Here is a 23,561-nt window from a genome sequence, read left to right as displayed (position 1 = left end):
CATGGACACCCTGACCCGACGCAGGTTCCTGCTGACCAGCGGGGTGGTCGGCGCGGGCGCGCTGGCCGCCGGGGCCGGCGCGTACAGCCTGCGGGACCTGCTGGACACCAGCGGAGACCGCGACCCGCAGTCGCGCACGCTGGTGCTGGTCACCCTCTACGGCGGCAATGACGGCCTCAACACCGTCATTCCGTACGGCGACCCCGCCTACCGGGCCGCTCGCCCCGAGCTGGCCTACCCGGACGGGGAGGTGCGGCGGCTGGACGACGACTTCGGTCTCAACCCTGCCCTGGCCGGCCTGCACCAGCGCTGGTCCGGTGGTGGGTTGGCGATCGTGCGCGGGGTCGGCTACCCGAAGCCGGACCGCAGCCACTTCCGGTCGATGGACATCTGGCACACCGCGCAACCGGACCGGCCGGGCAACACCGGTTGGCTGGGGCGCTGGCTGGACCGGTCCGGTGGCGATCCCCGGCTGGCGGTCTCGTTCGAGCCGGCGCTGCCGCCGCTGCTGGCCGGGGAGCGCAGCGCGGGCGCCGCCGTGCCGGTGACCGATCGGAAGGCCGCCAAGGGGCTGCCCGCGGAGACGCTCACCGCGTTCGCCGCCGCCGAGGCGGGTGAGTCGGCGGCCCGGGGTCGCGCCGCCGCCTGCTTCGCCGACCTGCGGTCGGTGGACGAGATGATCCGGCAGGTACGCGATTCGGCGGACCCGGACACGGCGGACCCGGACGGCGAGCAGGCCCCCGCGACCGCCACCGGCGGGGCACGCACCCCGCTGGACGCGCAGCTCGACCTGGTAGCGCAGTGTGTCGAGGCGGGAGTGTCCACCCGGGTCTTCTCGGTGTCACTGGGCGGTTTCGACACACACGCCGACGAGAAGCAGTTGCAGGCCGTCCTGCTGGGTCAGCTGGACCGGGCGTTGACCGGGTTCGCCGACCGGATGAGTCGCACCGAGGCGGGCCGGAAGGTGGTGGTGGCGGTCTACTCCGAGTTCGGCCGTCGGGTCCGGGCCAACGCCTCGGACGGCACCGACCACGGCACCGCCTCGGACGTGCTGCTGCTCGGCTCGGGGGTCCGTGGCGGCTGGTACGGCGCACCGCCGAGCCTCACCGACCTCGACGACGGCGACCTGAAATACACCACCGACTTCCGGGACGTTTACGCCACGCTGCTGGAGCGCGTGCTGGACACCGACCCCGGCCCGGTCCTCGCCGACTGGCGGGGACGAGTGGACAAGCTCCTCTAGTCGTCCTCTTCCGGGTCCTGGTTCGCCTGCTCGCCCAGCACGAACGCCTGCATGGCCAACTCGTCACCGGCCGGCGAGACGAAGGCGGGCAGCTCACGCGGCCCCAACTCCTGTACGTAGGACCAGAACAACCGCACCGCCTCGGCGGGCGTGCCGGCCTCGATCGGCAGGTCGAGGCTGACCAGCCAGGTGCGCCGTGCCGGGGGCGGGCCGAGCTGGTCGGCCAGCGCCCGGAAGGCCGCCGGCTCCAGTGCGGTGACCGGCCCGTCGAGCGTCAGCAGGTCGGCCGGTACCGGCTCGTCGAAGGCCCGCCGGGTGTACGCCACGACGAGCGTCCCCGGCTCGGTCGGGGACTGCGGGTCGTCCGGGTCTTCGCGGTGGCGCTGAGCCGGCGCGCTGACCCGGCCGAGGGCCACCAGCCGTGGGGGCGTGTCGACCAGCACCGCCACCTGGTCTCCCGGAGCGGGCCGGGGAATGTCGGTCAGCCCGGTCAGCTCCAGCGTGTCGTGGTGCACGAGCCGCTCGGCCTCGTACCGCTCGGCGGGCAGCAGCACGGCCCAGGTGCCCTGCCCGTCGGCGTTGCCGGCCGCAGCGGCCCGGTGCGCGGTCTCGGTCGTCATGCCTGCCATCTCATCACGCTGCCGGTCAGAGGGTGACGTGACAGCCGACGATGTGATCGTCGACCATTCCGGTGGCCTGCATCAGCGCGTACGCGGTGGTCGGGCCGACGAACCGGAAGCCGCGCTTCTTGAGGGCCTTGGCCATCGCCGTCGACTCGGGTGTGATCGGCGCGAGCTCGGCGAACGAGGTGGGCCGAGCGGGCCGGGGCTCCGGGGCGAAGGACCAGAGCAGCTCGGACAGGCCCTCCGGCAGCTCCAGTGCGGCGCGCGCGTTGGCGATCGCCGCCTCGATCTTGGCCCGGTTGCGGACGATGCCGGCGTCGGCGAGCAGCCGGGTCACGTCGGCGTCGTCGTAGTTGGCGACGGTCGGGATGTGGAACTCGTCGAAGGCCAGCCGGAACGCCGGACGCTTGCGCAGGATGGTCAGCCAGGACAGCCCGGACTGGAACGCCTCCAGCGTCATCCGCTCGTAGAGCGCGTCGTCGCCGCGCAGCGGCCGCCCCCACTCGGTGTCGTGGTAGATGGCGTAGTCGGGGGTGCTCGACCCCCAGGCGCAGCGAGCCAGCCCATCCGGGCCGATCACCAGGTCAGTCACCTCGTACACGCTAGGGCATCCGTCCGACGCCCATTGCCACCGGCCGCTCGGCTGCCACGGCGGCGCCGACACCGCGACCAGCCCGGCGATGGGGCTAGGGCAGCCGGCCCTGCTCGACCAGACGGGCGAACCTCTTCAGCGCCTGGGTGAGCCCGAGCTTGGAGCCGGGCCAGAGCACCGGCCAGGCCAGTCGACCAGCCCAACCGCCCGGCAGGTGGAACCACTCGTGCCAGACCACCTGGGTGCGGGCCCGACCCAGTTGGGTGCAGCGCAGCACCCCCGGGCCGCGCAGCAACTGGCCGTGGTGCACCACGCCGATCTCGTACGGTTCGTCGACCCGGACCACCCGCATCTCGTCGCGCAACGTCGCCCGGCCGAGCGCGGTCACCGCCTCGATCCGGCTGCCCTCGCGCCCGTCCCCCTCGACCACCCGGACACGGGTGAACGGGATCCAGTCGGACTGACGCTCCCAGGCGAGCAGCGCGGCGAAGACCTGCTCCGCCGGTGCGTCGACGATCACCGTGGCGGTCACCTCACCGGCACCGGGTCGGGCTGCCTCCCGAAGATCGTCGGCGCCCTCCGGCTCGGTCACGCCGACTCCGACCGAACCACCGCGTCGCGCTGCTCGGTGCCGTCGGCGGGCGCGCCGGCGGTCTGCTCACGATCGGCCGACTCGTGGTCGGCTGGACCGACGGCAGGTGCCACACCGTCGGAATCCGCCGGGGACGCGGTGGCGGCGGGCAGCGGGCCGGGGGCCGTGGAGCCGACCGGGGCCGAGCCCGCCTCGTCGGTCAGCGGCGTGTCCTTGCCCGGTGCCGTGGAAGCCGCGGTGCCCGGCTCGGCCGTGTCCGCGGTCGTCGCCTTGCTGGCGGACTGCTCGCGGGCCTGGCGTAGCACGTCCGCGTCGTCGGTGCGCCCCTCACGCAACGCGATGACCTCCGACTCCAGTACGCCGATCAGCTCGGACTTGTAGCCGATGTCGTAGGCGGCACGCCGCATCGCCTGATCGACCTGGTCCATCCGGTACCCGCGCAAACCGGTGTCGAAACGGACCGCCCCCACGTCGGATTCGCGCAGCGGTCGGGTGCCCGGCAACGCCACGGCCTGCGAATCCGGCTCAGCCGGCACCAGGCCGGGATCACGGCCACTGACCAGCACCGTCACGCCGAATATCACCGCCGCGACGGTCAACGCCACGACCAGGAGGAGCAGAAGCTGACCCATGTACTGATCGTGGCATGGCAGCCGGCCGGGAGCGACCCCGCCACCCGCCCCGATCACGATCGGTGCCGACGCCCGTCGGAACCGCGCACGGACGACCGACTAGCGTCGGGACCGGCCGACGCGGCGGCGGCGGCGCGGACTTCCAGGAGGCGGGCATGGCCGGGGCGCTTCGGCTGGGCGGGCACACGTTCGCCCCGGGCGAGCTGGTGGTGATGGCGATCATCAACCGCACGCCGGACTCGTTCTTCGACCGGGGAGCCACCTTCGCCGCCGACAGCGCGCTGCGCGCGGTGGAGCGGGCGGTGGACGAGGGTGCGGCCATCATCGACATCGGCGGGGTCAAGGCCGGTCCCGGCGCGGACGTGGACGTCGCCGAGGAGATCCGGCGCACGGTGCGGACCATCGCCGCCGTCCGGGCCGCGTTCCCGCAGGTGGTGATCTCCATCGACACCTGGCGTGCCGAGGTGGCGACGGAGGCCGTGGCGGCCGGCGCGGATCTCCTCAACGACACCTGGTCGGGCGCCGACCCGGCGTTGGCCCAGGTGGCCGCCCAGACCGGCGCCGGCCTGGTCTGCTCGCACGCCGGGGGCCTGACGCCGCGTACCCGGCCGCACCGGGCCGCCTTTCCCGACGTGGTCGCGGACGTGGTCGCGACGGTGACCGGGCTCGCCGAGCGTGCGGTGGCGGCAGGGGTACGCCCCGACGGCATCCTCATCGACCCGGCCCACGACTTCGGCAAGAACACCCGGCACTCGTTGGAGATCACCCGCCGGCTGGGCGAGCTGACCGGGACCGGCTGGCCGGTGCTGGTGGCGCTCTCCAACAAGGACTTCATCGGTGAGACGTTGGGCCTGCCGGTGGCCGAACGGTTGGAGGGGACGCTCGCCGCGACGGCGGTCTCCGCCTGGCTGGGCGCGCAGGTCTTCCGGGCCCACCAGGTCGGCCCGACCCGCCGGGTACTGGACATGGTGGCCTCGATCCGGGGCGACCGTCCGCCCACGGAAACCCGCCGGGGACTGGCCTGACCGGTTGTCGCGCCAACCGACCGCGAACGGTCGGAGGACCGGCACGATCGCCGGAGGCCGGGGCGTTCAGGTCCAGCGCAGGATGTTCCTACGCCAGGCGTAGAGGATGCCGAGCGCGAGCACCGCCACGAACAGCGCCATCTCCACCACCGTCACCAGGCCGAAGCCCGGCCGGTCGAAGACCACCGCCCAGGGGAAGAGGAACACCGCCTCGACCGCGAACAACACGTACAGGTACGCGTACACGTAGTAGCGGATCTGCATCTGCGCCCAGTCGGCACCGACCGGGTCGAGCCCGCACTCGTAGCTGGCCCGCTTGCCTGGCGGATCGGCCGGCCGCGACGGACGTAACACCCGATTGGCCGAGAACGCCGTAACGAAGAAGACAACGCTGGCGAGCAGGAGGAGCCCGAGCGTCGCGTACGAGCCCAGGTATCCGGTCACAGTGGGCAGCCTACCGTCTGCCCGCCGTCCCAAACACGTTACGGATTTGTTTCCGGATGGGACTAGTGCTCCGGGGCAATTGTTACCGAATATTGGACACCCACCCATGTCACCGGAGGACAGATGGCCCGCGTGAAGGCATCGCCCGGTAACCGGGCGGAGGGGCGGCGTTCCACGCCCCTGCTGGCGACCGCGCTCGCGGCCGGCCTGCTCGCGGCGCTCGCCGTGGGACCGACCTGGGCCGGCGCGGCCGCGCCCGACACGGACCCGATCACGACTTCGGCCGACCCGGTCAACGAGCCCGGCGGGGAAGAACCGCCGACCACGCCGGCCGAACCCACCCCGACCGAGGAGGGGCCCGGCGGCGGGCCTGGGCCGACCGAGCCGGCGCCGGAAACCAGCGCGCCACCACCGGAGACGACGCCACCGCCCCCGGTGACCACCGCCCCGGAGGTCCCGCCGGCGCCGACCACCACCGCGCCCGCGCCGGGTGGCACCACCAGACCACCCACCGCCGGGCCCCCGGCACCGCCCGGGCAGACGGTGCCCCCGGTCCCGCCGACACCCCCGGCCCCGCCGGTCCACCCGCCCGCGCCGGGTTCGGCGGCGCCGCAGAGCCCGCTGGGGGTGCAGGTCACCACCGGCGACGTCACCCTCAACGCGGCGTACTGGAACACCGCGAGCACGGCCGCCACCCTCCAGGTCACGGTGCACAACACCGGCACCACCACGGAACGGATCCGACTCTCGTACACCCTCCCGGCCGGACTGACCGACGCCGGCACGAAGGGCTGCGCCACCGTCGGCGGTGGGGCGTACCGCTGTGGGGCCTGGACCGCCGGGCCGGGCGTCCGCTTCAGCACGCTGCTCCGCCTGCGGGTCGCCGGCACCGCGTGGAAGCAGATGCCGCTCAGCGGCTCCGTCCAGGTCGTCGCGGAGGCGCCGGGAACGCCCGGGGAGGCGACCGACGACCAGGGCTTCGCGGTGCTCTTCCCACCCGGTCCGCCGGTGCCCGGAATCGCGCTGGCCGCCGACGAGGTGGCCTTCGACATCAGCGGCGACCCCAGCACCGTCACGATCCGGTTGGGCAACACCGGCAAGGTGGACGCCGCCGGCGCGGTCGAGGTCGTCCTGCCGGCCGGGGTGACCGTGCCGACCCCACCGCCCGGCTGCGTGGCGGTCGACCCCACCCGGACCCGCTGCGACGCCGGGCCGGTGGCGGCGGGCGCGACCGCCGAGGTGCGGCTGCCGGTGGAGGCGACGCCGCAGGCGCAACGGGAGGCGCCGTTGTCCGGCGCTGTGATCGGCCAACTCGATCCGCGCAGCGGCCCGACCCGCCGGGTGCAGATGAGCTTCCGGATCACCGCGGCGGCCGCGCTGGCCACGCCGGTGGTGTCTCCGCCCGCTCCGACCGGCTCGCAGGGTGTGCTCCCCGCCGGCGCCGCGACCGGAGACGGCGGGTTGACCTCGGTGGAGCGCACCGCGATCATCCTGATCGCGGTCTCCACGCTGCTGGTGGTGCTGGCGCTGACCCTGGCCACGACCTCGCTGCGCCGCCGGTTCGCCGGTCCGGCGCCCGGACCCACGGCCAACTCCGCCGACTGAACGACGGGCGACCCCGGCCGCGGCGTGGCCGGGGTAGTCCGCACGATTCCGGTGGTGATCTGAATTACGGCGGGCGGGTCGTAACCCCTCAAACTCGGGCATTTCTCGACCCCTTCTGGTCCCAGTCGGCGGACCTCCGGGGATGGTTAGGGCTCCCTTAGACGTAGGCTCTCAGGTGAGGTACGACAGCGGCCGGACCAGCCTGGGCGGTGCGGTGAAACGTTGCGTCAAGGAGGTTCCGTGGCCGGGCGAGCCCCGCAGTCGCGAACGAAGGTGGCACAGTGACCAAGCAGATCCGTCAACTCGACCGGGTGGTCATCCGGTTCGCCGGCGACTCCGGCGACGGCATGCAGCTGACCGGCGACCGGTTCACCTCGGAGACGGCACAGCTCGGCAACGACATCTCCACGCTGCCAAACTTCCCCGCCGAGATCAGGGCTCCCGCCGGCACCCTGCCCGGCGTGTCGAGCTTCCAGGTGCACTTCGCCGACTACGACATCCTCACCCCGGGCGACGCGCCCAACGTGCTGGTGGCGATGAACCCGGCGGCCCTCAAGGCAAACCTGGCCGACCTGCCGCGCGGCGCGGACATCATCGTCAACACCGACGAGTTCACCAAGCGCAACCTCGCCAAGGTCGGCTACCAGGCCAGCCCGCTGGACGACGACTCACTGGCCGGTTACGTGGTGCACCCGGTGGCGCTGACCTCGATGACGGTCGGCGCGCTCGCCGCCCACCAGGTGTCCAAGAAAGACGCCGAGCGGTCGAAGAACATGTTCGCCCTCGGCCTGCTCTCCTGGATGTACTCCCGGCCCTACGAGTCGACGCTGCGCTTCCTGGAGCGCAAGTTCGCGGCCCGTCCCGAGCTGGTCGCCGCGAACGTCGCCGCCTTCAAGGCCGGCTGGAACTTCGGCGAGACCACCGAGGACTTCGCGGTCCGCTACGAGGTCAAGCCGGCGAAGATGAAGCCGGGCACGTACCGCAACATCACCGGCAACGCGGCCCTCTCGCTGGGGCTGGTCGCCGCCGGGGTGCGCTCCGGGCTGCCGGTCTTCCTCGGCGCGTACCCGATCACGCCGGCGTCGGACATCCTGCACGAGCTGAGCAAGCACAAGCGCTTCGGCGTCCTCACCATGCAGGCCGAGGACGAGATCGCCGCTGTCGGCGCCGCCCTGGGCGCCTCCTACGGCGGGTCGCTCGGGGTGACCACCACCAGCGGCCCCGGCGTGGCGCTCAAGAGCGAGACCATCTCGCTCGCGGTGGCGCTGGAGCTGCCGCTGGTGATCGTGGACGTGCAGCGCGCCGGCCCGTCGACCGGCATGCCGACCAAGACCGAGCAGGCCGACCTCAACATGGCCCTCTACGGTCGGCACGGCGAGGCGCCGGTCGCGGTGATCGCGCCCCGGTCACCGTCGGACTGCTTCTTCGCGGCGCTGGAGGCGGCCCGGATCGCGCTCACCTACCGCACCCCGGTGATCCTGCTGTCCGACAACTACGTCGCCAACGGTTCCGAGCCGTGGCTGCTGCCCGACGTGGAGTCGCTGCCCGACCTGCGGGTCGAGTTCGCCACCAGGCCCAACGGCGAGGACGGCACGACCTTCCTGCCCTACCTGCGCGACCCGGAGACCCTGGCCCGGCCGTGGGCGATCCCCGGCACGCCGGGCCTGGAGCACCGCATCGGCGGCCTGGAGAAGGCCGACAAGACCGGTGACATCTCCTACGACCCGACCAACCACGACTTCATGGTGCGCACCCGGGCCGCCCGGATCGAGACCATCCCGGTGCCGGACATCGAGGTGGAGGATCCGGACGGCGACGCTCGCGTCCTGGTCCTGGGCTGGGGCTCGACGTACGGCCCGATCGGCGCGGCGTGCCGTGGGGTTCGTCAGCGCGGCCTGTCCATCGCCCAGGCGCACCTGCGGCACCTGGCGCCGATGCCGGCCAACCTCGGTGAGGTGCTGCGCTCGTACGACAAGGTGGTCATCCCGGAGATGAACCTGGGTCAGCTCGCCCACGTCATCCGGGCCCGTTACCTGGTCGACGCGATCAGCTACAACCAGGTCCGCGGCCTCCCGTTCACGGCCGCCGAGCTGGAGACGACGCTGGAAGAGGTCCTGAAGAATGTCTGAGCCCGTCGCCCTCAAGCTCACCGCGAAGGACTTCAAGTCCGACCAGGAGGTGCGCTGGTGCCCCGGCTGCGGTGACTACGCGATCCTGGCGGCCATCCAGCAGTTCATGCCGGAGCTGAACATCCCCCGGGAGCGCACCGTCTTCGTCTCCGGGATCGGCTGCTCGTCCCGCTTCCCGTACTACATGAACACGTACGGGATGCACTCGATCCACGGTCGCGCCCCGGCGATCGCGACCGGCTTGTCGGTGTCCCGGCCGGACCTGTCGGTCTGGGTGGTCACCGGCGACGGCGACGCGCTCTCCATCGGCGGCAACCACCTGATCCACGCGTTGCGGCGCAACGTCAACCTCAAGATCCTGCTGTTCAACAACCGGATCTACGGCCTGACCAAGGGCCAGTACTCGCCCACCTCCGAGGTCGGCAAGATCACCAAGTCGACACCGGCCGGTTCGGCGGACGCGCCGTTCAACCCGCTCTCGCTCGCCCTCGGCGCGGAGGCCAGCTTCGTCGGCCGGACCATCGACTCCGACCGCAAGCACCTGCAGTCGGTGCTGCGCGCCGCCGCCGAGCACGAGGGCTCGGCCTTCGTGGAGATCTACCAGAACTGCAACATCTTCAACGACGGGGCGTTCGAGCAGCTCAAGGACCCGTCCACCCGGGACGACTACCTGATTCGCCTGGAGCACGGGCAGCCGGTCACCTTCGGCGCCGACGGGCGGTTCTGCGTGGTGCACCCGCCGGGCGGCTTCGGCCTGGAGGTCCGGGAGACCAGCTCGGTCCGGCCGGAGGAGATCGTCGTACACGACGCCACGGTGACCGACCCGGCGTACGCGTTCGCGCTGTCCCGGCTGCCGGGTCTGGACCTGCGCAACACACCGATCGGGGTGTTCCGCTCGGTGGACCGACCGTCCTACGACAGCGTGGTGCAGGGTCAGCTCGCGGCCGCCAAGGCGACGGTCACCGAGACTCCCGAGCAGCAACTCGCCGGGCTGCTGGGCAGCGGCGACACCTGGACCATCCTCTGACCCGTCCGGTCTGACGAGAGCGGCCGTCCCCGATACGGGGACGGCCGCTCTCGTTCGTACCGGCGCTGCCTTCAGCGCTGGGCGGAGGCCGGCAGCCAGAGGTTGTCGATCTCCTTCTCGGTCGCCGCGAGGTTCGCCTCGTGCAGCGGGATCAGCTCGGCCATCGTCGGCACCGTTGGTGCCAGGGTCAGCTCGGTGCTGATGAAGCGCGGCTCCAGGCCGGTCATCGAGAGGCCGTGCGGGAGCCACTGCTCCGCGTGGTCCCAGCCGTGCCGCGGGGTGCCCTCGCCGTAGCCGCCACCCCGGGTGGCCAGCACCACGAACTCGCGACCGCCGAGCATGCCCTCCTGCGTCGTCGGGTCGTAGGTGAGGCCGGCGACGATCAGGTGGTCGACCCAGGACTTCACGCTGCTGGGCACGCCGTAGTTGTAGAGCGGCAGGCCGAGCAGCACCACGTCGGCCTGCTTCACCTCGTCGACCACCCGCATGCTGAGTTCCCAGGATTCGCGCTGCGCCGGGGTGTGCTGCTCCGGCGGCGTCATCCGAGCCAGGCCGCCCTCCGAGTCGAGGTGCGGCAGGGGGGATGCGCCCAGGTCCCGATAGGTCACGGTGCCGTCCGGATGGGCCGCGCGCCAGTTGGCCACCGCACGGGCGGTGAGCCGCCGGCTGACCGACCAGTCACCTCGAATGCTCGAATCGATATGCAGCAGGTGCATTATTCCTCCTCCAAGGATCGTCTGTGCAGCACCAACTATTTATAGCAGGCCGATGTTCCCCCGGCTCGGTAGACTGGGTCACATGTCCGCGCTGTCGCTCGACCCCTCGGAGCACCGCTCGGGCGCACTCCTGGACCATCTGGCCCGGCGGATGCGGCTGCGGTCGGAGTCGGTGCTGGCCCCGCTGGGGCTGCGCCCTCGGCATCTGGTCGCGCTCACCGTGCTGCGCGCCGGTGGCGGCACCGGTCAACAGGCGCTCGCCACCATCCTGGAAATGGACAGCACCAACATCGTCGGGCTGCTCAACGACCTGGAGGCGAAGCAGCTGATCGAGCGCCGCCGCTCGCCCGAGGACCGACGTCGGCACGTCGTCGAACTCACCGAAGATGGGGCAAAACGCCTCAGCGAGGCCGAATGCGCCCTCGCGAGCGCGGAGGACGAGGTGCTGGGCGCACTCGATCCCGCCGAGCGGGAGACGCTCTACAAGCTGCTCAGCCGTGCCTCCACCGGCACGGCGATCAATTGCGCCGAGACGATCTGCGCCACCGACGAGACCTGCTGATCCCCCACCCGCTGATACCGCGCAGCGGCGGGACGATCAGGCGGTCGCGGCCGACTGGGGGCGGTCGTCACGTACGTGCACGAGCATGTCGCCGGTCTCGATCACCGCGCCGGCCCGATCGGCCAGGGTGACCACCTTGCCGCGGCGCACCAGGGCGATCACCAGCGAGTCCAGCTCGCGGGGTGAGCGACCCACCTCCTCGCGCTCCGCCGAACGCATCGCCAGCGCCATGCCCTGACCGGGAGTGAGCAGATCCTCCACCACGTCGATCAGCGGCGGAGCCGAGGTGGACAGACCGAGCAGCCGGCCCGCCGTGGCCGAGGAGACGATCACGTGGTGCGCGCCGCTCTGCTTGAGCAGCGGGGCGTTCTCCGCCTCCCGCGCCGCCGCGATGATCCGGACCTGACCGGCGGTGAGCTGCCGTACCGTCAGCGCGACAAGCACCGACGCGTCGTCACTGTCAGTCGCGATGATCACGGCCTTGGCGTTCTTGACGTGCGCCTCGTTCAGCACCGACGAGCGGGTCGCCGAGCCCTCGATCGCCACCAGCCCGGCGGAGGTGGCCTGCCGCAGGGCGGCAGCGCTGCGCTCCACCACCACGATCCGCGAGCGGTCCAGACCGTTCTCCATGAGGGCGGAGACCGCGCTGCGCCCCTTGGTGCCGTAGCCGCAGATGATGACGTGATCCTTCACGGCTCTCCTCCACCGCGACAGGCGACGGCCGGTCCGGTACTGCTCGGTCAGAACTTCCAGGGTGGTACCGACCAGGATGATCAGGAAGATCACTCGGGCCGGGGTGATGAAGAGGACGTTGACCAACCGGGCCGAGGGCGCGGCCGGGGTGATGTCCCCGTAGCCGGTGGTCGAGAGCGACACGACCGCGTAGTAGAAGCAGTCGAGAAGGGTGAGGCCGTCCTCGTTGACGTCGCGGTAGCCGTCGCGGCCCAGATAGACCGCGGCGACCACGGCGAAGACGAGACCCAGTGCGGCGGCGAGCCGAAGGCTCAGCGCGCTCAGTGGGCCCCGGCGCTGCGCGGGAAAATGGATCACCGTCGAACCTGCTCCCCCGCCGTCGCCTGCACGCCCACAACATAGCGGGTACGCCACCAACCGCACGTCCGGGTCGGCGGCGGACAACCGACCCCGGCCCCGCGGACGACTACCTGACGACAACGACGAACCGGTGTGGCCGGCAGACGGAGGGGGCGCGACCCTCGTGAGGACGAGCGGCAAACGGCGAACCGAGGCCGACGACGAATACACCGAGTACGTCAGGTCCCGGATGGTGCAGTGGCGACGCACCGCCTACCTGATGTGCGGGGACTGGGATCGGGGCGACGACATCCTGCAACGGGTGCTCACCGAGCTGTACCGCTCCTGGGCACGGGCGCGGCAGGCCGACCACCTGGACGCGCTGGTACGCACCATGTTGCTGCGGCGACTGATCGACGAGCGGCGGCTGCGCTGGACACGGGTTCGTCTCGGCAGCGCCCTGCCCGACGTAGCCACCGATCCCGCCGACCCGACCGACCGGATCACCCTGGTCGGCGCGCTGCGGCAGGTGCCGCCGCGGCAACGCGCGGTGCTGGTCCTCCGGTACTTCCAGGACCTCAGCGTCGACGAGACCGCCGCGGCCATGGGCTGTACGGCCGGAACGGTCAAGAGCCAGACCGCCAAGGGTCTGGCCACCCTGCGCACCCTGCTCACCCCCACGCTGACCGGCAACTGAGAGGAGCGACCGTGCTGGACGAACGCCAGATCGGCGATCTGATGCTGACCGAGATCGAATCGGCCGAGCGGCCCTCCGTCCTGCTGGACGTGGACCGGGCGATGACCACCGCGCGGCGGCAACGCCGCCTGGCCCAGGGAGCCGGCGCCGCGCTGCTGGCGGTGGCCCTCACCGGCGGCGGTCTCACCGTCCCCGACCTGCTGACCCCGGACCGACCGCCAGCCACCGCCCCACCGGGTGCCGCGACCAGCGAGGGCCCGACCGGGCTGCCGGCAGCGCTCACCACGATCGACCCTCAGCGGCTGTACGTCCGCTTCGGCTGGCTGCCGGACGGGCTGCGCGATCTCCACTACCAGGCCGGGCTACTTCAGTCCGCTCCCGGCGTGCTTCTCGCCGCCACCAACGGCCGCGATGACGACCAGCGGCAGTCCGTGGCGGTCTCGCTGCTCCCCAAGGGCGTGGAGCCGTCAGCGCCCCAGCGGGACAGCGCTGAGCCCGCCGTGGCCGGTGACACCGCCGCCGGCCCTGAGCTGAACGGTGGGCCCAGTGTCTTCGCCAGCTATTCCGGTGCGGAGAAGCCGGAGGCGATCCTGCGCTGGCGGTACGCCCCGGACGGTTGGGCGCAGGTCCGGGTGTTCGGTGCCGGGCCGGACATGCGGAGAACGGCGACGCAGGTCGCCCGGTCGCTGCGCTTCGTCGCCGACACCGTCGTTCCGATGCCGGCCACAGTGGCGGGCGTACCGGCCGACCTGCGGATGATCAACGTCAGCGTCTCCGAGTCGCTTGACCAGCCCAGATCCTGGCATGCCGGGTGGACCTGGACCCCGGAACCGGCCACCGCCGACCCCGGCCGGCAGCTGGCCCGCACGCTGACCGTCGGCATCTCCCTGTACCGCAACGTCACCGATCCCACCGACAGGGCGTACGTCGACCCGAACACCACCCTTGCCGGGCACCAGGCCCGATTCGGTGGAGAGAACGGCAACGAGTCGCTGACCGTCTACGACGTCAACGGGGCGACCGTGTCGATCAGTGACAGCGCCCTGCTCCCCAGCGGTGGTACCCGGGCGCTGTTCCCGGCGGTCACGCTGGTGCCCCAGCCGGCCGCCTGGCACACCCACCTGTACCGGTGAGCGCCCCGGGCCCGCGCCGTCGAGCGGTGCGGGCCCGGACGGGTCGGCCCGAACGGCCGGGGACAGGCATGATGAGGGTGTTCCCGACGACGACCGCGAAAGTGAGGCCGGCATGTCGTTGCTGCGACGAGTCATCGGCGGAGTGCTGCGCCGACTGCGCCAGAGCCAGGGCCGCACGCTGCGCGAGGTGGCCGCCTCGGCCGGGGTCTCCGTGCCCTACCTGTCCGAGGTGGAGAGGGGCCGCAAGGAAGCCTCCTCGGAGGTGCTCGCGGCGATCTGCCGAGCGCTCGGCATCCGCCTCTCCGACCTGCTGGAGGAGGCCCGCGACGACCTGCGCCGGGTCGAGCCGCGCATTCCCGCCGCGCCTCGGGCGGCGCTGACCCGGTTCGAGCGGGCCACCGTCGTCCGCCACGACGCCAGCCAGCACACCCTGCGGGCCAGCGGCCCGATCCTGCACCGAGCCCCCGGTGCGAGCGGGCCGACCCTCCACCTCGGGGCGTTGGCCTCCGCCGGTGGCTCGCGCCCCGGTCCGCGTACCGCCGCCTTGTTCGGCTGCGCGCGGGCCCGGGCGGGTGCGCGGCGGGTGACCGTCGCGTAGGCCGCGCCGGTTCTGCCGTCGGCGGATCTGCCGGCGGGAGAATCACTGGGCCGGTCGCCGACGTCGCCGCACGCTGGAGGGGCCGGTCCACCGGGCGGTCCCCACCGCCCGCCGGCGCGGTGAGAGGCGGCGGCATGATGAGGTACGGCGCGCGAATGCTGGAGGGTGGGCACCCGTCCTTCGGTGATCAGGTGTTCGAGCGACTGCTGCGGGAGCGGATCGTCTTCCTCGGCAGCGAGGTGACGGAGGAGTCGGCCAACCAGATCTGCGCGCAGATCCTGCTGCTCGCCGCCGAGGACGCGGACCGCGACATCTACCTCTACATCAACTCGCCGGGCGGGTCGGTGAGCGCGGGGATGGCGGTCTACGACACGATGCGCTACGTCCGCAACGACGTGGCGACGTTGGCGCTCGGATTCGCCGGCTCGATGGGGCAGTTCCTGCTCTGCGCGGGCGCGGCCGGCAAAAGGTACGCGCTGCCGCACTCGCGGATCATGATGCACCAGCCGTCCGGCGGAATGGGCGGCACCGCCTCGGACATCACCATCCAGGCGGAGAACATGCTGCACGTGAAACGGACGATGCAGGAGCTGATCGCCGAGCACAGCGGACGGGCACTCGACGAGATCCAACGCGACTGGGACCGGGACCGCTGGTTCACCGCGGAGCAGGCGCGCGAGTACGGCCTCATCGACCAGGTGGTCACCCGAGCCGAACAACTGCCCACACTCTGATCGACGTGCGGCGGCCGTGACCCCGCCACGCCGCTCAGGGACGGCCGTTGATGCTCGCCCGCGCGCTCGGGGCCAGCGGATTGGTCGCGGTCAGGTCGCGGGCATCAGGTCGAACCCCTGCCAGTGCGCGCGCATCGGGCTCTGGTCCTCGTCGCGCGGCAGGTAATGGAAGCCGATCCGAACCCAGAGCACCGGGTCGGTGAGCGTCTCGTTCGCGCCCGTCACGAGCTGGTCGCCGGATGGTCTGCCCGTCGCTGTCGATTGCGCAGCCTCCTCTACTGAGGACAATTGTCGTTGAGCAAGTAACGGACATCGTGGTACTGAATCACGGTTGGTGATCACGCCGGTGTGACGACCGCGTGGTCTCCAGCCGTCTCCGACCTCGTCCCAGCCCGTGCGGCGCGTCGGGTTCCGGCTGCGGGCGACCCGGCCGGCCCGCGTCGTCGACGTGACTGCCGGCCGGGTGGCGCACGCTGGTCAGGAGGAGCAGGTGTTGAGCATGCTCTGCAGCGCGGACTTCTCCGAGGACTGCAGGGTGAGACTCCAGTTGTACTTCACGGTGATCCACATCTTGCTGTAGGTGCACCGGTACGACGACAGGGACGGCTGCCAGGTGGAGGGGTCCTGGTCGCCCTTGGACTGGTTGACGTTGTCCGTCACCGCGATCAGCTGAGGGCGGGTGAGGTCGTTGGCGAAACTCTGCCGACGGCTGGTGGTCCAGGAGTTGGCGCCGGAGCGCCACGCCTCCGCGAGGGGCACGACGTGGTCGATGTCGACGTCGGAGGCCGCCGTCCAGGTCGCACCGTCGTACGGGCTGTACCAGCGGCCCGAGGTGGCCGCGCAGGAACTGTCGACCACGACGGAGGTGCCGTCGCGCTTGAGGACCTGCTCGCGGGTGTTGCAGCTACCGCTGACCGTGCTCCAGTGCGGGAACAGGTCACGCGAGTAGCCGCTGGTCGAGCCCTGCGCCGCCACGGTCAGGGCGTTGAGCTGCGACTGCGCCGTCGCCGCCGACGGGATGCCGGGAGGCGTGGCCGAGGCCGGCTGCGCGTTCACGACGGCCAGGCAGGTCCCCGCGAGAGCGGCGACCGCGACAGCGGCGGCCCGGTGCATGGCACGCCGGGAGAAGGTGACAGGGGACGCGATCGGCATGATCGGCATGATCGGCATGATCGGCAGCCTTTCGTCGGGAAGTGGAAGGCAACCGTCTCGGTCGATCATGTAGATCGAAGGTCATGCCCGTGAAGCGCGCCCGTCGAACCGTTGAGCATCTGGCGTATTCGGACCTCGCGACCGGTCCGCCACCGCGACCCGGCGTGTGCCCATTAGCTGCGCCGACGTGTTCGGGCGCGGCGGCGCCGACTGCCGGCGACGAACCCCACCACCTTCAGACCCCGCCTGTCCGCGGCGGCCTCGTGCATCCCGCTCTCCGCGCCAGCCGCCGGGCACGTCGCCTGGCCGGAGTCGGAGCGCCAGCGGAGACGACGGGCGCGCCCAGGCGGAGTCACCAACAGGCACTACATTCCGCTTCGCCTCTACTCAAGTGACTCTGGCCCGCTTGCGGCAGTTCGTAGACCACCGCTGTTGGCAGACGTTTTCGGGATAAATGGCGGGCAGCCACAGGTCACCTACCTGACGGATGCCGGACACCTCAAATCATTCTTCGCGGCGATCGAAGCAATAGCGAAGTTGACGGGACGACCGGGCAGGGTTTCGGCATCCTGCAGACGGGCGTGCTGCGGAGTGCGCGGTTATGCCGGCCGCGCATCCCCTGACCTGCCCGCACCCGGTCACGAACTCGTTGTCGATCACAGTTCGGAATGGCCGCCACCGAAGCGATCTCGGCAATTGATCTCCGCGCTTTGTCGACGATCGCCTTCTCTTGACTCACATATCGAGGATGATAATATCGCTCTCGATATTTGCACGGGGCGGCGCAACACGTCCCGTCATATGTCGTCCCATCGGAATGCGACCAACCTGGACGGGAGCGTGCACCCAGATTCGCCGCCGCCGGGATGGTCGGCGTCAGACAGGGCCAGTTTCGACGCCGCAACCTAATCATCGCGCTCGACAGCGTTCACCTGCCGGGCAGCTCACCTTCGACGTGCACGAACTCGGGACCGATTTCCTCAGCGGCTCGGGTTCGGCATACCCCGGTGCGGCCCGATGGGCACAGGGATTCCGCACACGCGCATCAAGGTGATCTCGTACGACACGCTGCTTTGCCGGCATTCTGGCCGGTCATGTGGACGCCATGATCAAACTCACCGCCTACATGTCGGACAGGAGCAAACCATGTGGAGACAGCACGTGCCGAGACTGCATATCCCTCGTGTCCCCGGCATCGCCGCGGCCCTCGTCCTGGTCGTCGTGGCCAGCACGGGCCTGGTCGCGGCACCCGGTAGCACCGCCTACGCCGTCGCGCAGGAGTCGTCGAGCGTGCGGGGCTCGGACAACCGCACGTACACGGCCACCAACCACCTCACGGCGGCGGCGCTGCGCGGCGGTCCCCGTGAGTGGCTGCTGGCCTGGTCCGGTGCGGCGGACGCATCGAATCCAGCGGCCAAGGACTTCATCGCCGTCATCGACGCGACGCCTCAGTCGCGGACGTACGGGCAGGTGGTCAACACGGTGACGTTGAGCCCGCAACGTCAGAACGAGCCGCACCACATGCAGTACATCTGGCACAAGGGCCAGCGGATCTTCGCTGCGAGCATTCTGAGCGACACCGCTTACGTGTTCGACTCGCGAAGCCTGCCGGTGCTCCGCCTCACCGGCGTCAACCTCCCCACCGACACCCCGTGCGGCTCCGCGCCGGACGCGTTCTGGTCCCTTCGCGACGGCACCGCCTACGCCACCTACCTCGGCGGTCCCGATGTCGCCGGGCCCTGCCGCTACACCAACGGCCAGGTCCGCGTCGGCAACGGCGCCAACGGCTCGCCGGGCGAAGTGGTCCGGATGTCGGCCGACGGGCGCACGCTGGCCGAGATCCCGATGGCGCTGCCGAACGGCGAGGACCCGGCGATCTGCCACAACAGGCCGAGCATCACCCCGGCAACGTGCGCCAACCCGCACGGGCTGCAGGTCCGTGAGGACCTCAACGTGCTGGTCGCGAGCGACTTCGCCGAGCTCAGGAGTTTCCTCGAACCGTCCGACACGGAGACCGACGCCCTGCTGTTGCGGCCCAGCGTTCGGGTCTTGGACATCACCAACCGGAACAATCCGACCATGCGTTCCGTGTCGTACCTGCCGGACGGGCCGCGCGTGGACGAGTCGATCGCCACCAACGAGAACCGCATGGTGATGGAGAACGCGATCACCAACCAGCGCCACCACCGGGGTGCCTTCGCCTCCACGATGGCCGGCGGTACCATTTTCTACACCCCCGACATCACCAGTCGCTCGCCGAAGTGGCGAGAGGTCTTCGACGACACGGCGGCGTACCGCAAGTTCGACCCGACTGGCGTGCTCACCGGATCGAATGCCGGCGGTAGCTGGCTGCAGGTCACCCCCGACGACCGATTCCTGATCCACACGGTGATGGGCACCGACCCACGATTGCCACGCGACGTCACCAGCGGCATGGTCTTCGTGCTCGACATCCAGAAACTCCTCGCGGCCGGTGCCAACCCGGCGTGCAACATCGACACGATCGAGGAGGTCTCCGCCGGCGGGGCGGAGTCCGACTGTCCCGCCCTGACCAGTGTCGTGCCGGTCGCCGACAAGGTGACGCCGAACGTCGGCGTCGGGCCGCACTGGGGCAGCCAGGACATCTTCACCCGCGACCGGAACGGCTTCTACCGGGAGGCCGACCACATCGAGCGGGTCGCCACCTCGAACTACTTCGTCGCCAAGACCGGCCTCGACGGCGACCACCGCATCTGCATGTTCAACTTCAACCGCGCCGGCGTCCTGTCCCCCGACACGGCGTTCCGGGATGAGCAGACGCACCAGCCGTGCGTGAGCTTCAACCGCCAGGACTGGCCGCACGGCAGCGTAGGTGTGGCCCGCCCACATGGCGTGCTCTTCGTGGTCAGCGACCGCGTTCTGCGCTGAACACCTAGTAACCCGGACGAGGCGCAGCGACCGCTGCGCCTCGTCCGCTGTCCGGGGTGTCTTGTCGGGGGTCTCGGATCAGGGCAACCGGCCGCTCACCGCCGTGACGGTGCCGTTGGGGACCCAGGCGGTGCTGCCGTGATCGTGACCACCGGCGCCCGGAAGGAACAGCTGGGCCGCCGCGTAGAGGCGCAGCGGCCCGGCGGCAAGAGCGCGCTGGCGCATCCACGCCGTGTACCCGACTCCGGTCGGCGGCTCGAGCGGGAACAGCTCGGAAAGCTCGGCCAGGTACGCCGTCGGTGCGTTGTCGCGCACATCGAAGCGCAGCGGCAGCAGAGGGCTGCTCGGGATGGCCAGCAACGGACCGGTCAGCAGCCACGGCGCCAGGTAGCTGCCCTGCGCGGGCAGTCGGTCGGCTGCCACCTCACGGAGGATCGTTTCGGCAGCAGCCCATCCGGACACCACCAACAGCGGGTGGTCGCCGGGGTCGGTGACCCGGAGTTTCTCGGCCGCCCCGGCGGCCTCGACGACCTGCCGAGCCGCGACGCCGCGGGGCGAGTCGTCGGACCTGACGGAGATCGCGGTGACGCCGCGCCCCGCGATGAAGGACACCGTCGCCCGCAGCGCGTCGGCGTCCTCGGCGGTCAGCTCCTCGGCCGGACAGGCGGCCAAGGGCCGGCTGTCACCGGCGAGCACGGCCCCCAGGCTCGCGCTGGCACATTCGGGGCCGTCAGCGGTGGTCACGTCCGGGCCGGGGCCGGCCTGGCCCGCGTCGACCGCGAGGGAGGCGGTGGCGCCACCATGGGTGAGCCAGAGCCGGCTGCGGCCGGTCGGCAGCCGGACGAGCCCCCACGATCCGGTGGTGCCGGGCCGGGTGCCCGTCACGGCCAGCCGGTTCGGGTCGAGGCCGACCCGCACGTCGTCGGCGCCGACGTGGACGAGGTTCCAGCCCGGGCGCTGCGGGGTGACGAGCACGGGCAGCCGCTGGCCGGCGGCGTCGACCTGCCGCACCATCGGGACCCCGGCGTCGGGCGGCAGCGGGACGCCGACCAGCCCGACACCCGCCACCAGCGCGGCCGCCGCCATCACCGCCTGGAACCGCCGCGACGCGGGCCCGACCGTCACCGCCACGGCGGCGAGCCCAAAGTACGCGATGCTGAGCCACTCGAACGTGAACCACAGCACCGTCGCGTCCAGCCGCACCTCGCCGCGCACGCAGTACGCGGTGGCAACGCCGGCGGTGACCAACGCTGCTCCGGTGGCCACCGGACCCAGCGCCACCGGACCGGCGCCGCGGCGACCAGCCAGCATCGCGCAGATCGCGCCCACGCAGCACATCGCGGCCAGGAGCCCGGCGGCGGTGAGCGTCCGCGCCGGGGAGCCGTCCGGCACGGCCTGCAGGGCGCGACCCACAGCGATGACCGCACCGAGCGCGAGCGCCGCCCGGGGGCGGATCACCAACCATGGCAGCGCCAACGTCCCGAGCGCGAGGAGGGTCGAGGGCACCACCGCGGTGCCGCACGCCGGGATCGCGGCGATGTCGGCGGCTGCGGCGATGACCGCTGCGACGGACGTCCGCGACCGCACCGCTCGGCCGCCGCCCCAGGCCGTCGCCACGGCGGCGGCTGTGGCCAGCAGGCTCACGCAGTGGATGAAGACCGCGATGCCGCCGATCGCTGCCACCCCGGCCGGGGCATCGTGATCGTCCGCCCAGGCCGGGGTGGTGCTGATACCGATCGGTACGGCGGCCAGGACGGCCACCAGCCCGGCGCGGTGCAGGCGGCCCCTCATCGGACGGAGCGATTGCTGACGACGAAGCGCAGGATGATCGGCACCGGCGACTCCAGTCCCAGGTGATGATGACGATCAATTACTTCCCGCACCATAGACAATGCGGCCGCAGAATTCCATATCGTCGTCCCACGATGCCGGGGCGGTGAGCATCAGGTCGTGGCGCCGGCCAGCACCGTCAACCACCACAGCAGGTGGTCGCGGGCCAACGCGGGTCGAGACGTCGTCAGCCACGATCGGCAGGCGGCCCGTGATGAGGCCGTAGACCACCAAGCGCCTCGCGACCACAGCCCCGAGCCTGCACGTCGTCGTACGGCGGCCCGGGCCCAAGACCGAGGGGTTATCGGGGGACGATTCAAACCACATAGATAGAACCAGAAGCCCTGGTCCGCTTCTTGCTGGTCAAGACCTTGTCTGGTGCCCCCGGCAGGATTCGAACCTGCGACACACGGTTTAGGAAACCGATGCTCTATCCCCTGAGCTACGGGGGCGCGAGTGGTTAGTGTAACGACCTGCGGGTCGACCTGCGTTGGCAGGGAGTGACCTGCGTTGACCCGGTGAAACGCCCGGACCGACGACCACGCGCGGATCACACCAGACGGGCCTGCGACCATGATCATTAGCCCCGGTTGACCTGGAGTGGCACGTATTGACCCGGGGTGACCTCCGCTGGAGATCACACGGCGACCACATCACAAGATCAACCGGGCCTGTCGGCGGCCCCCTCATCCCGCGACGGGGGCCATGTCAGAGGTCAGCCTTGTAGTGTGGGCCGGAGCAGCGGGCCACCAATCGTCCTGATCGATCAAACGGCGTCATCAAGGTCAGAGGATTGGAAGTTCGGCCCCGGCCGCTGATCCGTGAATCAGCGGCCGGCGCGTGCCGGCCTCTCAGACTCCGCGCTGGAGTACACCTTTTCCTGCGCCAACGCGTTGAGGCCCATGATCAGTAGGCTGAGACGGGCATCGCGAAGTCGTACCCTGCCGCAGTGTGGCCATAAACATAGTCGAATGGACAGAGGCCCTTTTGTGCGTAGCCATCGAAGAACAGCGCGGAACATTTGAAGCAGAACCGCCACCGGTTCTGCCACCCGGACGGCTGGCCGACGTCGTGCGTAAGCAGGAACTGCCGAGGAGGATAGGGAGAATACGGGTTGAGCCACTGATGATCTCCGCCCGGCCACAGCGGACACCTTTTCGTCGCACTCGGCCCCCAAAAGAGCGAAGAACATCGGTAGCAGTGCCGCCAGTTGGCCTGGATATTGGAACTTTCGCCTACGCCGGACTGACTGTCGTTGTACGTTAGCCGGAAGGTCCAGCCAGCAGGCTGATGTGTGCCGCTGTTTTGCGGGCAGCGACTCTCGTTGACGGTGATATCAAATAGGAACAGCTCGAAGCAGTTGACGCAGAATCGCCAGCCATCCGACGTCCACCGGGGTTCCGCAGCTGCCGGGGCTGGCGACGACAAGGATTCGCCAGCTGCCGCCGACAGGCCGAGCAAGATTCCGCCTGCAAGAAAAGATCGGCGGGACGAGCGCCTGGCGTTGAACGCTTCGTTCATAGCTCCCCCAACAGTCTCCTTAACACTTCGCCGAATGTAGCAGTGACTTCGATTGATGTAAATTGGCCAAAGTTCCGTCACGACGATCATTGTCGTTCCACTGACGTTCTGATGACCTCCATCGGGGGGAGCGCGCGCACCATGGCGACGTCGAGATCGGGTCGGTCGCCTCATCGGGCCAAGCCGGTAAGCTCTCCGGACGCAGTCCGCACGTGTTGAGGTCCCGGCGGTCCTGCTCGTAGCCGCCTCGGGTACGACGCCCGGGACGACGCCGGAGCGGTCATCCGCCTCGCGCGTCGAGCCGCCGTTCTGACAGGCCCCGAGCCGGGGCACCTGTACGGCGCCCCCCCCCCGTAGTTTCCAGATCAGAAACATCGCAACGAATGAACCCGACCAGGTGGTGATTTGTTGCCATGGTGGGTGCTCGACCAGGCCGCCCGCACCGGCGGGAAGGGTTGACGGTCGTAGGACTCGCCCGGAAGGCAGTCCTGATGCCGGGCCTGCGAATCGGCGTGATCCCCAGCCATAAGCCGGGCTCCGCGCCGTCATCGCTTTTGGCGGCGGCGATCCGCCGGTCGTCGTCGGTGCTGGCGACCGCCACGCTACGCCCGGTCCGGGTCCAGGTGGCGCTCCAGTCGCTGGCGGTGGTGAGCCGGACGGTGCAGGTGCTACCGGCCCGGCCGGTGGTGGTGAAGGTGGCCGGCGACGAGGACCAGGACGCCTTTCCCTGCGGTGTCCCGGGTCGGTAGGCCCGCTGCTGTCGTCGG

General features: G+C 70.7%; 24 protein-coding genes and 1 tRNA gene. 12 read left to right on the top strand and 13 right to left on the bottom strand.

Annotated features, from left to right (window positions below):
• Position 1: 1 nt before the first annotated feature.
• Positions 2–1,243 (top strand): DUF1501 domain-containing protein, encoded by a 1,242-nt coding sequence (locus AB0J33_RS03925; RefSeq protein ID WP_363609551.1) that lies wholly within the window; start codon positions 2–4, stop codon positions 1,241–1,243.
• Here the strand turns inward: AB0J33_RS03925 and AB0J33_RS03920 are convergent.
• From AB0J33_RS03920 to AB0J33_RS03905, 4 genes are all read right to left on the bottom strand, one after another.
• Positions 1,240–1,863: a hypothetical protein gene (locus AB0J33_RS03920; RefSeq protein WP_363609549.1), complete on the bottom strand. Its 624-nt coding sequence runs from the start codon at positions 1,861–1,863 to the stop codon at positions 1,240–1,242. The two genes, AB0J33_RS03925 and AB0J33_RS03920, sit on opposite strands and share 4 nt — an antisense overlap.
• A 25-nt stretch (positions 1,864–1,888) precedes the next feature.
• On the bottom strand, positions 1,889–2,458 hold the full coding sequence (locus AB0J33_RS03915) for a DNA-3-methyladenine glycosylase I (protein ID WP_363609547.1): 570 nt from the start codon (positions 2,456–2,458) through the stop codon (positions 1,889–1,891).
• Between the two features lie 94 nt (positions 2,459–2,552).
• A complete protein-coding gene (locus AB0J33_RS03910) occupies positions 2,553–3,050 on the bottom strand; it encodes an SRPBCC family protein (RefSeq protein WP_363609545.1) in 498 nt (165 codons plus the stop codon).
• Positions 3,047–3,682, bottom strand: a complete 636-nt coding sequence (locus AB0J33_RS03905; RefSeq protein ID WP_363609543.1) for a DivIVA domain-containing protein — start codon at positions 3,680–3,682, stop codon at positions 3,047–3,049. The genes AB0J33_RS03910 and AB0J33_RS03905 overlap by 4 nt, the downstream gene beginning before the upstream one ends.
• 155 nt (positions 3,683–3,837) lie before the next feature.
• On the opposite strand from AB0J33_RS03905, the gene folP reads away from it, so the two are divergent.
• Entirely contained in the window at positions 3,838–4,707 is an 870-nt protein-coding gene (folP, locus tag AB0J33_RS03900; RefSeq protein ID WP_363609541.1) for a dihydropteroate synthase, read from the top strand.
• A 66-nt stretch (positions 4,708–4,773) separates the two neighbouring features.
• On the opposite strand, the gene ndhC is transcribed toward folP, so the two are convergent.
• The gene (ndhC, locus tag AB0J33_RS03895; protein ID WP_363609539.1) at positions 4,774–5,151 is read right to left on the bottom strand and encodes an NADH-quinone oxidoreductase subunit A; all 378 of its coding nucleotides are present in this window, start codon (positions 5,149–5,151) and stop codon (positions 4,774–4,776) included.
• A 123-nt stretch (positions 5,152–5,274) separates the two neighbouring features.
• On the opposite strand from ndhC, the gene AB0J33_RS03890 reads away from it, so the two are divergent.
• The 3 genes from AB0J33_RS03890 to AB0J33_RS03880 all read left to right on the top strand — a co-directional run bounded on the left by AB0J33_RS03890 (position 5,275) and on the right by AB0J33_RS03880 (position 9,912).
• Positions 5,275–6,756, top strand: coding sequence for a hypothetical protein (locus tag AB0J33_RS03890; protein WP_363609537.1), 1,482 nt, complete (start codon positions 5,275–5,277; stop codon positions 6,754–6,756).
• A 281-nt stretch (positions 6,757–7,037) separates the two neighbouring features.
• Entirely contained in the window at positions 7,038–8,885 is a 1,848-nt protein-coding gene (locus tag AB0J33_RS03885; protein ID WP_363609535.1) for a 2-oxoacid:acceptor oxidoreductase subunit alpha, read from the top strand.
• Entirely contained in the window at positions 8,878–9,912 is a 1,035-nt protein-coding gene (locus AB0J33_RS03880) for a 2-oxoacid:ferredoxin oxidoreductase subunit beta (RefSeq protein WP_363609533.1), read from the top strand. Before AB0J33_RS03885 ends, AB0J33_RS03880 begins: the two co-directional genes overlap by 8 nt.
• 71 nt (positions 9,913–9,983) lie before the next feature.
• Here AB0J33_RS03880 and AB0J33_RS03875 read toward each other — a convergent pair whose 3' ends face one another.
• Positions 9,984–10,628: an NAD(P)H-dependent oxidoreductase gene (locus AB0J33_RS03875; protein WP_363609531.1), complete on the bottom strand. Its 645-nt coding sequence runs from the start codon at positions 10,626–10,628 to the stop codon at positions 9,984–9,986.
• Between the two features lie 82 nt (positions 10,629–10,710).
• Between AB0J33_RS03875 and AB0J33_RS03870 the strand changes: the two genes are divergently transcribed.
• Complete coding sequence (locus tag AB0J33_RS03870; protein ID WP_363609529.1) at positions 10,711–11,190, top strand: MarR family winged helix-turn-helix transcriptional regulator; 480 nt, start codon at positions 10,711–10,713, stop codon at positions 11,188–11,190.
• 36 nt (positions 11,191–11,226) lie between these two features.
• Here AB0J33_RS03870 and AB0J33_RS03865 read toward each other — a convergent pair whose 3' ends face one another.
• On the bottom strand, positions 11,227–12,240 hold the full coding sequence (locus AB0J33_RS03865; RefSeq protein WP_363609527.1) for a potassium channel family protein: 1,014 nt from the start codon (positions 12,238–12,240) through the stop codon (positions 11,227–11,229).
• Between the two features lie 166 nt (positions 12,241–12,406).
• Here AB0J33_RS03865 and AB0J33_RS03860 point away from each other — a divergent pair, with 166 nt between their 5' ends.
• From AB0J33_RS03860 to AB0J33_RS03845, 4 genes are all read left to right on the top strand, one after another.
• Positions 12,407–12,919 carry a SigE family RNA polymerase sigma factor gene (locus AB0J33_RS03860; RefSeq protein ID WP_363609525.1) on the top strand — a complete coding sequence of 171 codons (513 nt, stop codon included), beginning with the start codon at positions 12,407–12,409 and terminating at the stop codon, positions 12,917–12,919.
• A gap of 11 nt (positions 12,920–12,930) precedes the next feature.
• A complete protein-coding gene (locus AB0J33_RS03855) occupies positions 12,931–14,052 on the top strand; it encodes a hypothetical protein (protein ID WP_363609522.1) in 1,122 nt (373 codons plus the stop codon).
• 112 nt (positions 14,053–14,164) lie between these two features.
• Entirely contained in the window at positions 14,165–14,650 is a 486-nt protein-coding gene (locus AB0J33_RS03850; protein ID WP_363609520.1) for a helix-turn-helix transcriptional regulator, read from the top strand.
• Between the two features lie 134 nt (positions 14,651–14,784).
• Positions 14,785–15,384 (top strand): ATP-dependent Clp protease proteolytic subunit, encoded by a 600-nt coding sequence (locus tag AB0J33_RS03845; RefSeq protein WP_363609517.1) that lies wholly within the window; start codon positions 14,785–14,787, stop codon positions 15,382–15,384.
• Positions 15,385–15,474: 90 nt separating this feature from the next.
• Here the strand turns inward: AB0J33_RS03845 and AB0J33_RS03840 are convergent, their stop codons facing one another.
• Both AB0J33_RS03840 and AB0J33_RS03835 read right to left on the bottom strand, forming a co-directional pair.
• Positions 15,475–15,609, bottom strand: a complete 135-nt coding sequence (locus AB0J33_RS03840; protein WP_363609515.1) for a hypothetical protein — start codon at positions 15,607–15,609, stop codon at positions 15,475–15,477.
• Positions 15,610–15,861: 252 nt separating this feature from the next.
• On the bottom strand, positions 15,862–16,554 hold the full coding sequence (locus AB0J33_RS03835; RefSeq protein ID WP_363609513.1) for a DUF1524 domain-containing protein: 693 nt from the start codon (positions 16,552–16,554) through the stop codon (positions 15,862–15,864).
• Positions 16,555–17,697: 1,143 nt separating this feature from the next.
• On the opposite strand from AB0J33_RS03835, the gene AB0J33_RS03830 reads away from it, so the two are divergent.
• Positions 17,698–19,443, top strand: coding sequence for a hypothetical protein (locus tag AB0J33_RS03830; RefSeq protein WP_363609511.1), 1,746 nt, complete (start codon positions 17,698–17,700; stop codon positions 19,441–19,443).
• Between the two features lie 78 nt (positions 19,444–19,521).
• On the opposite strand, the gene AB0J33_RS03825 is transcribed toward AB0J33_RS03830, so the two are convergent.
• From AB0J33_RS03825 to AB0J33_RS03810, 4 genes are all read right to left on the bottom strand, one after another.
• Positions 19,522–21,234 (bottom strand): hypothetical protein, encoded by a 1,713-nt coding sequence (locus tag AB0J33_RS03825; protein WP_363609509.1) that lies wholly within the window; start codon positions 21,232–21,234, stop codon positions 19,522–19,524.
• A gap of 75 nt (positions 21,235–21,309) precedes the next feature.
• Positions 21,310–21,504 (bottom strand): hypothetical protein, encoded by a 195-nt coding sequence (locus tag AB0J33_RS03820; RefSeq protein ID WP_363609507.1) that lies wholly within the window; start codon positions 21,502–21,504, stop codon positions 21,310–21,312.
• Between the two features lie 145 nt (positions 21,505–21,649).
• Positions 21,650–21,725 (bottom strand) — tRNA-Arg (locus AB0J33_RS03815).
• 454 nt (positions 21,726–22,179) lie between these two features.
• A complete protein-coding gene (locus AB0J33_RS03810) occupies positions 22,180–22,794 on the bottom strand; it encodes a hypothetical protein (protein WP_363609505.1) in 615 nt (204 codons plus the stop codon).
• Positions 22,795–23,285: 491 nt separating this feature from the next.
• Between AB0J33_RS03810 and AB0J33_RS03805 the strand changes: the two genes are divergently transcribed.
• Entirely contained in the window at positions 23,286–23,543 is a 258-nt protein-coding gene (locus AB0J33_RS03805) for a hypothetical protein (protein WP_363609503.1), read from the top strand.
• Positions 23,544–23,561: the final 18 nt, after the last annotated feature.

The sequence above is a fragment of the Micromonospora sp. NPDC049645 genome, from assembly GCF_040675155.1.
In the GTDB taxonomy this organism is placed as follows: Bacteria; Actinomycetota; Actinomycetes; order Mycobacteriales; family Micromonosporaceae; genus Micromonospora.
Note: the sequence above shows the minus strand (reverse complement) of the source record. Positions and strands in the feature narration are given on the sequence as shown.

Bases quoted from the DNA above. Each gene is read 5' to 3' on its own strand.
- AB0J33_RS03845 (WP_363609517.1), top strand. From the start codon at position 14,785: ATGATGAGGTACGGCGCGCGAATGCTGGAGGGTGGGCACCCGTCCTTC.
- AB0J33_RS03805 (WP_363609503.1), top strand. From the start codon at position 23,286: ATGCCGGGCCTGCGAATCGGCGTGATCCCCAGCCATAAGCCGGGCTCC.
- AB0J33_RS03850 (WP_363609520.1), top strand. From the start codon at position 14,165: ATGTCGTTGCTGCGACGAGTCATCGGCGGAGTGCTGCGCCGACTGCGC.
- AB0J33_RS03835 (WP_363609513.1), bottom strand. From the start codon at position 16,554: ATGCCGATCATGCCGATCATGCCGATCGCGTCCCCTGTCACCTTCTCC.
- AB0J33_RS03825 (WP_363609509.1), bottom strand. From the start codon at position 21,234: ATGAGGGGCCGCCTGCACCGCGCCGGGCTGGTGGCCGTCCTGGCCGCC.
- AB0J33_RS03875 (WP_363609531.1), bottom strand. From the start codon at position 10,628: ATGCACCTGCTGCATATCGATTCGAGCATTCGAGGTGACTGGTCGGTC.
- AB0J33_RS03880 (WP_363609533.1), top strand. From the start codon at position 8,878: ATGTCTGAGCCCGTCGCCCTCAAGCTCACCGCGAAGGACTTCAAGTCC.
- AB0J33_RS03925 (WP_363609551.1), top strand. From the start codon at position 2: ATGGACACCCTGACCCGACGCAGGTTCCTGCTGACCAGCGGGGTGGTC.
- AB0J33_RS03870 (WP_363609529.1), top strand. From the start codon at position 10,711: ATGTCCGCGCTGTCGCTCGACCCCTCGGAGCACCGCTCGGGCGCACTC.
- folP (WP_363609541.1), top strand. From the start codon at position 3,838: ATGGCCGGGGCGCTTCGGCTGGGCGGGCACACGTTCGCCCCGGGCGAG.
- AB0J33_RS03810 (WP_363609505.1), bottom strand. From the start codon at position 22,794: ATGAACGAAGCGTTCAACGCCAGGCGCTCGTCCCGCCGATCTTTTCTT.
- AB0J33_RS03920 (WP_363609549.1), bottom strand. From the start codon at position 1,863: ATGACGACCGAGACCGCGCACCGGGCCGCTGCGGCCGGCAACGCCGAC.
- AB0J33_RS03890 (WP_363609537.1), top strand. From the start codon at position 5,275: ATGGCCCGCGTGAAGGCATCGCCCGGTAACCGGGCGGAGGGGCGGCGT.
- AB0J33_RS03905 (WP_363609543.1), bottom strand. From the start codon at position 3,682: ATGGGTCAGCTTCTGCTCCTCCTGGTCGTGGCGTTGACCGTCGCGGCG.